Below are 12195 nucleotides of genomic sequence, written 5' to 3' on the forward strand. Positions count from 1 at the left end.
CTCGCGCAGTACGGGCCATTCCCAAGGGAGCCGGGGCTCAGATGCCCAAGTCCTTGATGATCTTGGCGACATGGCCGGTCGCCTTCACGTTGTACAGCGCCCGCTCGACCTTGCCCTCCTCGTCCACGACGACCGTCGAGCGGATCACACCCGTCACCGTCTTGCCGTACAGCTTCTTCTCGCCGAAGGCGCCGTACGCCTCCAGCGTCTCCTTGGACGGGTCGCCGACCAGCGTGACCTTCAGGCTCTCCTTCTCGCGGAACTTCGCCAGCTTCTCCGGCTTGTCCGGGGAGACGCCGATGACGTCGTAGCCCGCGCCCGCCAGCAGCTCCAGGTTGTCCGTGAAGTCGCAGGCCTGCTTGGTGCAGCCGGGGGTCAGTGCCGCCGGGTAGAAGTACACGATGACCTTCCGGCCCTTGTGGTCCGCGAGCGAGACCTCGTTGCCGTCCGCGTCGGGCAGGGTGAAGGCAGGGGCGGTGTCGCCGGGCTGGAGTCGCTCGCTCATGGTTCTCCTCGAAGGACGTGCTCGGGGGACGTGTGGGTGTACGCCGTCGAGCGTAATAGGGGTGCCGTGGGGTGCGGGGGCGGCCGAGCTGACAGACTGTCGAGGAAGGATGACCACCCACGACCACGGAGGCAGCGCGGTGTCGGATGCCAGGACCCCTGCGCAGATCGAGGCGGACATCGTCCGCAGGCGCGAGCAGCTTGCCGAGACGCTCGACGAGATCGGGGTGCGCGTGCACCCGAAGACGGTCATCGGCGACGCCAGGGCAAGGATCGCCTCGACCGTGGACCAGACGGCGGGCCGCGCCTTCGTCGCGGTGAACCGCACGGTGTCCGACGTCAGGGCGCAGTTCGTGAAGGAGGACGGCGCCCCGCGGCTGGAGCGAGTGCTGCCGGTGGCGCTGGTGGCCGTGGGCCTGGTGGGGCTGCTCGCGTTCTCCATGAAAAGGCGCCGGGCGTGAGCCTCGGGCGGCCGGGCGTGACCCTCGGGCCTACGAAACGCTCCGGGGCAGGTAGGTTCGACACGTGAGCCCCAACAGCAATGAGCACAGCCCCACCCACGACAAGCTCCCCATCCGGATGCTGCACGACCGCGTGCTGGTGAGGACCGACATCCCGGAGGGCGAGCGGCGTTCCAGCGGCGGCATCGTCATTCCGGCGACCGCGGCGGTGGGCCGGCGGCTGGCCTGGGCCGAGGTGGTCGCGGTCGGGCAGAACGTACGGACCGTGGAGCCGGGCGACCGGGTGCTGTACGACCCCGAGGACCGCGCCGAGGTCGAGGTGCGGGGTGTGGCGTACGTACTGATGAGGGAGCGCGATCTGCACGCGGTCGCCGCCGACCGTTTCCAGGGCTCCGAGGACTCCACCGGGCTGTATCTGTAAGAACCGCAGGTGAGAGGGCTGGTGGCGGATGTCACCAGCCCTTTCGTATGCTCCTTGAACGCCCCTTTACATGCCCTTTGCTATGTTTGTGCGATCCCGACGAGACGCGCCGTACCGGGTTGCCCGCAAAGACGACGCACCTGTTGATTCCGCGTTCTCGTTCGGAGGTGCCGTCATGGCCTGGGTTCTTCTTCTTGTCGCCGGTCTGCTCGAGGTCGGCTGGTCGATCGGGATGAAGTTCACCGACGGGTTCACCCGGCTGTGGCCGAGCGTGATCACCGGCCTCGGGATCGTCGCCAGCATGGTGCTGCTGTCGTATGCCGCCAAGACCCTGCCGATCGGCACCGCGTACGGCGTATGGGTCGGCATCGGTGCGGCCGGTGCCGCGGTCGTCGGCATGGTCGCGCTGAACGAGCCGGCGACTGCCGCTCGGATCTTCTTCGTCTGTCTGCTGCTGGTCGCGGTGGTCGGGCTGAAGGCGACCTCGGGGCACTGACGGTGGGCGACGGTCACTGAGTCCGGGGCGGGCGGATGGGCGTGGGCTTGCTGCCTGCGCCTCCGTCGTCCGTGCCGCCGCCGGTCGTCGGCCCTCCGTCGCTCGTACCGCCCGTTGCGTCTGAACCGTCGGTGGTGCCGGTCGTCGTCCCGCCGCCGCTGTCCGTGCCGCTCGTCGTCCCGCCGTTGATCTGGCCCTGGTTCTGGCCCTGGTTCTCGCCTTGCGTCTGTCCTTGGTCCTGCCCCTGGTCCTGTCCTTGGTCCTGGCCCTGCGTCTGCCCCTGGTCCTGCCCCTGGTTCCCGCCCTCGGTCGGGCCCGGCGTGCTCGGCTCCTGCGAGGACTCGGTCGGCGGCTCCGGCTCCACCGGCGGCTCCACCTCCTCCGCGCCCTCCTGCAGTTGCAGGTCGAACTCCTCGATCGGGGTCCCCTCCAGCGCGGCGCCCGTGAACTGGCCCCAGATCTTCGCCGGCGCCCCGCCGCCGTTGATCCGCGGCAGTCCCATCGCCCCGTACAGCGGCTTCTGCACGCCCGTGTCCGGGTCCTGGCCCATCACCGCGACCACCGTCGCCAGATTCGGCGTATACCCCGCGAACCAGGCGGCCTTGTCCTCCTCCGCCGTGCCCGTCTTGCCGGCGGCCGGGCGGCCCGCCGACTGGGCGGCGGTGCCCGTGCCGCCGTCGACCACGCTCTGAAGGATCGACGTCGTCGTGTCGGCGGCCTCCCGGGTGACGGCCTGTGTCCTGTCCTCCTTGGGCAGCCGGATGTCCGTGCCGTTCTTGGTGACCTTCTCGACGAGGGTGTACGTGCCGTGCGCGCCGTGGTTGGCGAGGGTCGCGTACGCCTCCGTCAGGTCGAGGACGCTCGCCGTGGCGGGACCCAGGGCAATGGAGGGGGAGGCGGTGAGATCCGGCGTGTTCGCCGGGATCCCGAGGTCGATCGCGGTCTGTTTCACCTTGGCGGGTCCGACGTCCATGGCCATCTGTGCGTACACCGCGTTGACGGACTTGTCGGTGGCGGTGCGGACGGTGATCGGGCCGTACGAGATGTCGTCCTCGTTGGCGGGGGCGTACGGCTTGCCGCTCCAGCCCTCGACCGTACGCCTGTTGGTGCCGTCGTAGACCGTGTTGGGGGTGATGGGCCGGCCGTCCTGCGTGGTCGAGGCGTTCTCGACGGCGGCGGTGAAGACGAACGGCTTGAAGGTGGAGCCGACTTGGTAGTCGTGGCGGGTGGCGTTGTTGACGTACTGCTTGGTGTAGTCGACCCCGCCGTACATGGCGACGACCTTGCCGGTGGCCGGGTCGATGGAGGCGCCGCCGACGCGCACATTGCGGTCCGCCTTACGGTCCTTGTCCAGCTTGGACATCACCTGGTCCTTCACCGCGTTGGTGAAGGCGTCCTGCTTCTTGCGCTCCAGCGTGGTGGTGATCCGGTAGCCGCCGGTGGCCAGCGTGTTCTCGTCGATGATCTTGTTGTTGGTGAGGTAGTCCTCGACGGCCTGGACGATATGGCCGCGCTGGCCGGAAAGACCGGTCGCGGGCCTGGCGGTTCCCGGCGCGGGGAACTTCATGGCCGCACGGTCGGCGGGGCTGAGCCAGTGCTTCTTGACCATGCCGTCGAGCGTGTAGTTCCAGCGGTCGAGGGCGGCCGCCCGGTTCTCCGGGTGCGTGGCGACGTCGTACGCGCTCGGGGCGTTGAGCAGCGAGGCGAGATAGGCGCCCTTCGCGGTGTCGAGGTCCTCGATGTCCATGCCGTAGTACGCCTGGGCGGCGGCCTGGATGCCGTACGCGTTGCGTCCGAAGTAGCTGGTGTTGAGATAGCCCTCCAGGATGTCGCTCTTGCTCTCCTCGCGGCCCAGCTTGATCGCGATGAAGAACTCTTTCCACTTCCGCGAGATCGTCTGCTCCTGGCCCAGGTAGTAGTTCTTGACGTACTGCTGGGTGATGGTGGAGCCGGACTGCTTGCCCTTGCCGGTCAGGGTGTTCCAGGCGGCGCGGGTCATCGCCTTGGGGTCGACGGCCCGCTCGGAGTAGAAGTCCCGGTCCTCGGCGGCCAGTACGGCCCTTTGCACCGTCAGGGGGACTTGCGCGAGCGTCACGTTCTCGCGGTTGACCTCGCCGTCGCGGGCGATCTGGGTGCCGTCCTTGTAGAGATAGACATTGGACTGGGCGGTGGCCGCGGCGTTGGCGGGCGGGATGTCGACGAGCATGTAGCCGGCCAGGAAGAGGCCGATCAGCAGCAGTGCGACGAGCAGGATCGTGCCGAGCACGGTGCGCCAGGTGGGGACGAAGCGACGCCGGCCGGTGCGCCCCGGGCGGGGCCGGCCGCCCTGCGTACCCGGTGCCGGCTCCTGTCCGACGGGATCTGCGACGGTCGCGTCCCGGGGTGTCCAGCCCTGCTGCTGTGGCTCGTCGCTCATACGCCCATACTGCCCTTTTGGCCGGGATATCCCTCGGAGCCGGACCTCCTGACGTGCTGCATCTTTCCGGGGGACCCTCACCTCCCGGCCATGCCGCTTCTTCCGCGGACACCCCCGGACCCCCGGCCGAAAAGCTGTCGCGGCGGCGCGCGGCCGTGGGCTAGGGTCGTGCGCTTTGGTGCCTGCAGGCGGAGGGGGTCGAGGTGCGGCTGTACGCGGCCGTTGCGGCGGGTGGCTTCCGGCGCCATGCGACGTACCGGATGGCCACGGCGGCGGGGGTGTTCACCAACACCGTCTTCGGCTTCATCCTGGCGTACACCTATACAGCCCTCTGGGACGAGCGGCCCCACCTGGGTGGGTACGACATGCCCGAGGCGCTCGCCTATGTGTGGATCGGCCAGGCGCTGCTGGCCACCGCCGGACTGATGGGCGGCGGCTTCGAGGACGAGCTGATCGAGCGGATCAGGACGGGCGACATCGCCATCGATCTCTACCGGCCCGTCGACCTCCAACTGTGGTGGTTCTCCGCCAACTTGGGGCGGGCCGCCTTCCATCTGCTCGGGCGCGGCGTGCTGCCGATGGTCGTCGGCGCGTTCGCCTTCGATCTCGCGCTGCCGTCCAGGCCGCTCACCTGGCCGGCCTTCCTGCTGTCGGTGGCGCTGGGCGTGACCGTGAGCTTCGCGGTCTGGTACCTGGTGGCGCTGAGCGCGTTCTGGACGATGGACGGCGCGGGCACGGCCCAGGTCGCGTGGCTCGCGGGCATGTTCTTCTCCGGGATGCTGCTGCCGCTGACCGTCTTCCCGGGCGTGCTCGGCGAGGTCGCACGGGCGCTGCCCTGGGCGTCGATGCTCCAGATCCCGGCGGATGTCTTCCTGGAGAAGCGCACGGGGTGGGGGCTGGTGCAGGCGTACGCGTTCCAGCTCGGCTGGGCGGTCGTCCTGCTGGCTGCGGGGCGGCTGGTGCAGTCCGCGGCCACCCGCAGGGTGGTGGTGCAGGGTGGGTGAGTCCTGGCGTACGTACCGGATGATCGCCGCGATGTGGGTGCGCTCCACGATGACGTACCGCTTCTCCTTCGCGATGACCCTCTTCTCCAACTTCACCGCGACGATCTTCGACTTCGTGGTCATCGTGCTGATGTTCAGTCAGGTGGAGGGCTTGGGCGGCTTCTCCTTCGCCGAGGTTTCCTTCCTCTACGGCACCACCAGCACCGCCTTCGGGCTCGCGGACCTGGCGATGGGGCAGGTCAACAGGCTGGGCAAGCGGGTGCGGGACGGGACGCTCGACACGCTGCTCGTACGGCCGGTGCCGGTGCTTGCGCAGGTGGCGGCGGACCGGTTCGCGCTGCGCCGCCTCGGACGGATGAGCCAGGGGCTGCTGGTGCTGATCTGGTCGGTGGTGATCGTCGATGTGGAGTGGACTGCCGCGAAGGTGGCGATGATGCCGCTGATGGTGGTCTGCGGCGCGCTGATCTTCTCGGCGGTGATGGTGGCGGGTGCGTCCTTCCAGTTCTTGGCGCAGGACGCCTCGGAGGTCACCAACTCCTTTACCTACGGCGGCAATACGCTGTTGCAGTACCCGCCGACGATTTTCGCCCAGGACCTGGTGCGCGGCGTCGTCTACGTCGTACCGCTGGCCTTCGTCAACTGGCTGCCCGCGCTCTATGTCCTGGGGCGCGACGCCCCCGCCGGCCTGCCCGACTGGTTGGCGTTCCTGGCGCCTCTCGTCGCCGGGCTGTGCTGCGCACTGGCCGCACTGGCCTGGCGGGTGGCCCTTCGTTCGTACCGGAGCACAGGGAGCTGACCATGGCGGACTTCATTGAGCTCGACGGGGTGGAGAAGGTCTTCGAGGTACGGCGCAAGGCGGGTCGGCTGCGCCGCGAGAAGCACCAGGTGCGGGCCGTCGACGGGATCAGCTTCCGCGTCCCGCGCGGCGAGATGGTCGGCTACATCGGACCCAACGGCGCCGGGAAGTCCACCACCATCAAGATGCTCACCGGCATTCTCACCCCGAGCGGAGGACGGCTGCGGGTGGCGGGCATCGACCCGTCCCGGGAGCGTACGCGTCTTGCGCAGCGGATCGGCGTGGTCTTCGGGCAGCGTACGACCCTGTGGTGGGACCTGCCGCTGAAGGACTCGTACCGGCTGGTGCATCGCATGTACCGGATCCCCGACCGGCGATTCCGTGAAAATCTCGACCGGTGTGTCGAACTCCTCGACCTGGCCGAGCTGTTGGACGTGCCGGTGCGTCAGCTCTCGCTCGGGCAGCGGATGCGCGGGGACATCGCGGCGGCTCTGCTGCACGACCCCGAGGTGCTCTATCTCGACGAGCCGACGATCGGCCTCGATGTGATCTCCAAGGCGAGGGTCCGGGACTTTCTGCGCGACCTGAACGCCGAGCGGGGCACCACCGTGCTGCTCACCACGCACGATCTGACCGACATCGAGCAGCTGTGCAAGCGCGTGATGGTTATCGACCACGGGCGGCTGATGTACGACGGGGCGCTCGCCGGACTCCACGAGGTGGGGGAGAGCGAGCGGACCCTGGTGGTGGACCTGGAGCGGGAGATGCCGCCGATCGTGCTGGATCTGGCCCGCACGGTGAAGATAGAAGGTCCGCGTCAGTGGCTGGCGTTCCCGGCGGCCCAGTCGGCGGCCCCGGTGGTGGCCGCGGTCGCCGACAAGTACCCGCTGGTGGATCTGTCGGTGCGGGAGCCGGACATCGAGGCCGTGATCGCGAAGATGTACGCCGAACGCCCGGGTCTGTGATCGGGTCTGTGAGCGCGGCGCACCCAGGGCCTAGGCTTTCGTCCATGACGAGCGAACTCCCTGAGATGCGTGCTTCCGACGCCGAGCGCGAGCGGGTTGCCGAGCGGCTGCGAGACGCGGTGGCGGAGGGGCGGCTCGACATGGAGGAGTTCGAGCAGCGCCTGGAAGCGGCCTACACGGCGCGTACGCACGGCGAGTTGGAGCCGCTGGTCAGCGACCTCCCGGCGGGCACGGCAGCGGCGGCTCCGGCGCTCGCCACCGGCTCCGGCGCCTGGGCGCGGCGCGTGGGCGGACCGGCCACTTCCAAGGTCGCGTTCGCCTTCTGGGGCGGCTTCGGCCGCAAGGGCACCTGGACCGTGGCCCGGCGGTTCACCTCTTTCACGATGATGGGCGGCGGCGAACTCGACCTGCGCGAGGCCCGGTTCGAGGACCGCGAGACGGTGATCCGCTGCTTCGCCATCATGGGCGGGGTCCAGATCGTCGTACCGCCCGGCCTGAACGTCGAGGTCAGCGGCATCGGTTTGATGGGCGGCTTCGGCGAACACGGCAGCGTCGAGTCCGCCCCCGACCCGGCGGCGCCGCGCGTGAAGATTACGGGCTTTGCGCTGATGGGCGGGGTGGGCGTGGAGCGCAAGCGCACCCGGGCCGAGAAGCAGCGGCTCAAGGCGGAGCAGCGGTCGAAGCTGGAGAAGGGCGACCGCAAGGAGCTCGGCTGAGCCCGGTAGTGTCCCGTCGGTCGGGTTGCTGAGACGGTACGACGGGGGCTGGGATGTTGCCGCGGTGGGTCAAGGTCGGCGTGGTCGCCGCGGTCGTGCTGGCCGCCGTCGGGTATTTCGTGAGGCCGTACGCCAACGACTGGTGGCTGGCGAGCCGGGTCTGCGGCGGGGCGATGCCGGACGAGGCCGTCGACAAACTGATCCCGGACGGCGAGCACCTGGACTCCGACTACGAGTACTTCAACGAGGAGCTCGGCGTCTACAGCTGCGCGCTCATCCATGAGGACAGCTACCGGGCCAAGGGCGTCAGCGCGCTCGCGCACACCGACCGGGACAGCCAGGACCTGGCGATGAAGACCGTCTTCTACGACGGGACCGCGCGCTCCGTCGGCGCGCTGCCGGAGGGGCTGCCGGGCTTCACGGACGAGGGCCGGGTGCGGCTGCTGGTGAGCTGTCCGGACCTGGGCAAGGACATGGAGGGGAGGCCGCGCCGCCTGCTCGTGCGTACGTCGGCGGAGCGCGACGCGATGGAGGAGCAGCCCGACGCGCTGCTGCGGACCGCGGTCGCGCTGGCCAACCAGGCGTCGAAGAAGCTCGGTTGCGGCGCCGAGCCGCTGAAGGCCCCGAAGCATGCGCTGCCCGGTGAGTCGAAGCCGGTGGCACTGTCCGCCGTGGCAGGCACCGCCTGTTCCTGGCTGAGCGGCGCGAAGTTGCCCACGGGCGCCGGGTGGACGGTGCGCGTCGCGGCGAACGACGCCGCGCCCGTGAGCCGCTGCGAGCTGCACCGTGACGGCGAGGAGCGGCCGCGGCTGGTCTTCAACGCCTGGTACGGGGACTGGAGCGAGGGTCCCTTCAGCGAGGCCGCGGCCCGCCACGGGTCCTCGGCGGCGGACGGCTGGAAGACCCGTCCGGTGCTGACCGCCAACTGGGGCCGGGCAAAGGCCAGGTGCGACGCCGAGGCGGCGAACTTCGAGGCGGGCGCGGACGAGGACGCGGGGATCAAGGCCCCGCAGCTGCGTGCGCTGCTGACGGCCTTCGCGCAGGACCAGGTGAAGCGGCACGGCGGCTGCAAGGATCTCGCCCTGCCGACCCGCGAACTCCCGGCTGCCAAACGGTAGTTGAGGTCAGCGGACTTCCAGCATCCCGTTGACGAACGAGTCGTCGATCTTGACCCGCAGATCGGCGATCCGACCCGCAGAGATCTTGCGGTCCTTGCCCCACTGTTCGAGTACGGCGTAGAGCTGGTGGCGGCCGTCCAGCAGTGCCATGGCCCGGGGCTTCGCACCGCCCGCCGCCGCCCGGCGCGTGATGTCGCCCATCGGCGGTGTGCTGGTGACCGGCTTGGACGCGGCGGGGAAGACGCCGCGGCTGAGCTTCTGTACGGCCCGGTTGAAGGCGGCCGCATCGCGGATGGTGCCGTCGTGGGCGGCGTTCGCGCGCCGCTGTACGAGTGAGCCGATGCTGCGGGCGTCCATGCCCAGATCGAGATCGGCCCCGAGCTTGCTCGTGCTGTACTTGTCGTCGCGCAGCCTCGGCACCGCGCCTTCGCTGCTCAGCCGCTCGAGGTAGTACGCGAAGTGGGCACGGTAGGCGTCGTAGAGGACGGCGAAGGCCTCCGGGTCGGCGGCGAACCTGCCGATCACCCGCTCGAAGAACACGTCGGTGTCGTAGAGATCGCTCTTGAAGCTGAAGGCGGCCGTGGCGTCCTGGCGGTTGGGGAAGTCACCGGCCCACTCGCGGCTCTCCTGGTACGTCCCGGCGGGCTGGAAGAAGTCCTTGCGGTCAGGGCTGCCGTACCAGGTGCGCTGTACGTCGACGATGTAGTCGGCGAGAAGCCGGGCGACGTACGGGCTCATCCCGGCGGGCAGCGGATCGCTCTCCTCGGAGAGCGCCGATGCCGCGGCGTACGCGACCCGTGCCTGTCCAAGGGTGTGCGGAGTGCCCGCGCCGCCGGTGGAGGCGTTCAGGACAACCTTGCCGAGGATGGCGCCCTGCCCGTCGCATGCGTGCAGATGCTCTTTGCTCAGCAGCCCGCTCATGACCTTGTACCGGGACAGATCGTCACCGGGGTCGAGGGCCTTCGTGGCTGCCGCGTGGTTCTCGGCGAGGGCTGCGGTGGCCGCCGGGACCTTCCAGCACGGCTTTGCGTCGTCCCCGGCTGTCAGGGCGACGGCTGTTCCGGCTGCCGCCGCAAGGACCACAACCGGCAGCGCCACGGCGAGTATTCGCCGCCGCCCGCCCTGCCTGAACCATTCGCGCATGCGCATCCGAGGAGGTTAGCGAGCGCCCGCCGTCACAGCCGCGCCGGGTCCACCGCCCGCCCCATGCGCGCGTATCCGGCGTCGCTCGGGTGGAGATGGTCCCCGCTGTCGTACGCCGGGCGCAGCCGGGCGGGTGCGTACGGATCGCGCAGCGCGCGGTCGAAGTCGACGACCGCGTCGAAGACCCGGCTCGTACGGATGGCCGCGTTGATCTGTCCGCGTACGGCGTCGACTGCGGGCGTACAGCGGTGGTGCCCGCCGCACGGCAGCAGCGTCGCGCCGATGACCCGCAGGCCGTGTGCGTGCGCCCGGTGGGCGAGCCGGGCGAGCCCGGCCGTGACGGGGGCGGCGGCCGGGGTTCCCGGGCCGTGCAGCAGGTCGTTGATGCCGATCGCGAGGATCACCGTCCGCGCCCCGGGCCGCGCGAGCACATCGCGGTCGAAGCGGGCGATCGTGCTGGGCCCGCGGCCGTCGTGGAGGAGACGGTTGCCGCTGATGCCCTCGTTGAGTACGCCGTAGTGGCCGGTGCCGCGACGGTTGAGCCGGTCGGCGAGGACGTCCGGCCAGCGGCGATTGGTGTCGGCCGTGGAAGTGACGCCGTCGGTGATCGAGTCCCCGACGGCGACGACCGCGCCCCGGGCGTCGCCGGTCAGCACATCGACGGCGGTGAGGTACTGCCAGACGCGGGTCCGGGTGGTGTACGCGTCGCCGGTGAGGTCCCGCGTACGGTCGCCGTCCGCGACGTACGAGGTCTGCCGCGCCCGGGGGTGGACGGTGACGGTCCCGTGGCCGGCGGGCGTGTGGACGGTGACGAGGAGATCGCGGTCGTACGGGACATCCATGGCGACCGGGTCGCTCATGGACTGCGCCCCGGCCGCGATGGTGACGGCGGTGGCCCCCTGGAACGTCACCGCCCGCAGGGTCCCCGGCACAGCGGCGGGGCCGTTGCCCGCGCGGAGGGCGAGCGAGACATGGGCGACGGTGAGGGGGCGGCGACCGAGGAGATTGGACAGGGTGACCCGGGCGGCGCTCCCCCCGATGCTGGTGTGCACGACATTGCGTACGGACCGCTCGGAGCGGTGTCCCTCCGTCCGGGCCTCGACGGGCGCGGCGGCCCAGGTCCCGACCCAGCCGACGACCGCGTGGGGCGGCGTTCGCCCGGCGGTCCCGCCGTGGGCGGGCCCGACGCCGAGGTATATCGCGCCGCAGACGAGCACGACCAGGCTGATGAGGGCGGCGAGGATCGCGTACCCGCGGGGCATGGTGCTCGCGTACCCGCGGCGCATGTTCATGAGCACATGATGGGACATGTTGCGGGGAACTCGATGGGCGCCCCAGGAGTACCTGAGGTAAGGACAATGCGTACGGGGCGCGCGCTGACGGGTGGAGCGGTATGGAAGCTTCAGGAACGGAACAGCCGGCCGAGCCGGGCCGACCGGACGACCGGGGCCGGGCGGGCGGGCCGACGTGGTCGGGGCAGGCGGGTGACCCGGGTCGGACCGGCGAATCGGCGCAGGCCGGGGGGCTGGGCCGACCGGATCCCGTGGGCCGGACGGACCGGGCGGGCGAAACGGGCGGGCCGGAGCGCCGGGACGGGGCAAGCGGGACGAGCCGTCCCGGCCGGGCCCGGGAGTCAGACCCGCCGGACCGCGCGGGCGGGCCGACGCGGCCGGGGGAGGCGGACCGGCGGGGTGGAGGCCAGGCGGGCGAGCCGGAGCAGCCGGGCCAGACAGACCGACGGGGCGAGCCGGAGCAGCCGGAGCAGCGGGACAGGCGGGGCCAGGCGGACGAGCCGGACCAGGGAGACCGGCCGGGACAATCGCGCGAGCCGACCACGGCGGCGGAGCACCCTCGGCAGGAACGGCAGGGGAAGTTGGCCGGCACGCGGCCGGTCCACCCCCGGGCCGGCAAGCCGGGCCGGCCGGTCCACCCCCGAGCCGGTGAGTCGGTCCAGCCGGACCGGCCCGATCAGCACGGTGAGCCGGACCAGCAGAACCAGCGGAGCCAGCCGCCCGAGGCGGGCCACCCAGACCAGCCGGACCAGGCAGACCGGCGAAGCCAGGCGGACGAGCCCGGTCAGTCTGGCCAGCCGGGCTCGGCAGATCAGCAGGGCGAGCGGGGCCAGCCGCCCGAGACTGGCCACCCGGACCAGCCG

The 12195-nt window shown here is 70.7% G+C and carries 13 protein-coding genes and 1 riboswitch; of the genes, 8 read left to right on the forward strand and 5 right to left on the reverse strand.

All coding sequences use genetic code 11. The features are described 5' to 3' along the window. Positions 1-37: 37 nt before the first annotated feature. Positions 38-505, reverse strand: coding sequence for a thioredoxin-dependent thiol peroxidase (bcp, locus tag OG729_RS24610; RefSeq protein ID WP_360872740.1), 468 nt, complete (start codon positions 503-505; stop codon positions 38-40). 139 nt (positions 506-644) lie between these two features. Between bcp and OG729_RS24615 the strand changes: the two genes are divergently transcribed. From OG729_RS24615 to OG729_RS24625, 3 genes are all read left to right on the forward strand, one after another. After that, on the forward strand, positions 645-965 hold the full coding sequence (locus OG729_RS24615) for a DUF3618 domain-containing protein (protein WP_360872871.1): 321 nt from the start codon (positions 645-647) through the stop codon (positions 963-965). A gap of 64 nt (positions 966-1029) precedes the next feature. Further along, entirely contained in the window at positions 1030-1386 is a 357-nt protein-coding gene (locus OG729_RS24620; protein WP_404723631.1) for a GroES family chaperonin, read from the forward strand. A gap of 73 nt (positions 1387-1459) precedes the next feature. Beyond that, positions 1460-1527: riboswitch (guanidine-III (ykkC-III) riboswitch) on the forward strand. A 34-nt stretch (positions 1528-1561) separates the two neighbouring features. Further along, positions 1562-1882, forward strand: coding sequence for a DMT family transporter (locus OG729_RS24625; protein ID WP_405808112.1), 321 nt, complete (start codon positions 1562-1564; stop codon positions 1880-1882). A 13-nt stretch (positions 1883-1895) separates the two neighbouring features. Here OG729_RS24625 and OG729_RS24630 read toward each other — a convergent pair whose 3' ends face one another. Then, positions 1896-4298 carry a transglycosylase domain-containing protein gene (locus OG729_RS24630; protein WP_405808113.1) on the reverse strand — a complete coding sequence of 801 codons (2403 nt, stop codon included), beginning with the start codon at positions 4296-4298 and terminating at the stop codon, positions 1896-1898. Positions 4299-4501: 203 nt separating this feature from the next. On the opposite strand from OG729_RS24630, the gene OG729_RS24635 reads away from it, so the two are divergent. From OG729_RS24635 to OG729_RS24655, 5 genes are read left to right on the forward strand one after another with little or no spacing between them, the layout of a single operon-like run. Beyond that, positions 4502-5302 carry an ABC-2 family transporter protein gene (locus tag OG729_RS24635; RefSeq protein WP_360872728.1) on the forward strand — a complete coding sequence of 267 codons (801 nt, stop codon included), beginning with the start codon at positions 4502-4504 and terminating at the stop codon, positions 5300-5302. Positions 5303-5321: 19 nt separating this feature from the next. After that, on the forward strand, positions 5322-6098 hold the full coding sequence (locus OG729_RS24640; RefSeq protein WP_405811267.1) for an ABC transporter permease: 777 nt from the start codon (positions 5322-5324) through the stop codon (positions 6096-6098). Between the two features lie 2 nt (positions 6099-6100). After that, the gene (locus OG729_RS24645; protein ID WP_360872725.1) at positions 6101-7063 is read left to right on the forward strand and encodes an ATP-binding cassette domain-containing protein; all 963 of its coding nucleotides are present in this window, start codon (positions 6101-6103) and stop codon (positions 7061-7063) included. Between the two features lie 44 nt (positions 7064-7107). After that, complete coding sequence (locus OG729_RS24650; protein WP_405808114.1) at positions 7108-7779, forward strand: DUF1707 domain-containing protein; 672 nt, start codon at positions 7108-7110, stop codon at positions 7777-7779. 53 nt (positions 7780-7832) lie between these two features. Next, positions 7833-8897 (forward strand): hypothetical protein, encoded by a 1065-nt coding sequence (locus OG729_RS24655; protein WP_405808115.1) that lies wholly within the window; start codon positions 7833-7835, stop codon positions 8895-8897. A 6-nt stretch (positions 8898-8903) separates the two neighbouring features. On the opposite strand, the gene OG729_RS24660 is transcribed toward OG729_RS24655, so the two are convergent. From OG729_RS24660 to OG729_RS24670, 3 genes are all read right to left on the reverse strand, one after another. Beyond that, complete coding sequence (locus OG729_RS24660; protein ID WP_405808116.1) at positions 8904-10046, reverse strand: hypothetical protein; 1143 nt, start codon at positions 10044-10046, stop codon at positions 8904-8906. Between the two features lie 26 nt (positions 10047-10072). Continuing rightward, positions 10073-11332, reverse strand: a complete 1260-nt coding sequence (locus tag OG729_RS24665) for an SGNH/GDSL hydrolase family protein (protein ID WP_405808117.1) — start codon at positions 11330-11332, stop codon at positions 10073-10075. A 341-nt stretch (positions 11333-11673) separates the two neighbouring features. After that, positions 11674-12183 carry a hypothetical protein gene (locus OG729_RS24670; protein WP_405811470.1) on the reverse strand — a complete coding sequence of 170 codons (510 nt, stop codon included), beginning with the start codon at positions 12181-12183 and terminating at the stop codon, positions 11674-11676. Positions 12184-12195 lie beyond the last annotated feature (12 nt).

The sequence above is a fragment of the Streptomyces sp. NBC_00210 genome, assembly GCF_045160975.1.
Classification (GTDB): Bacteria; Actinomycetota; Actinomycetes; order Streptomycetales; family Streptomycetaceae; genus Streptomyces.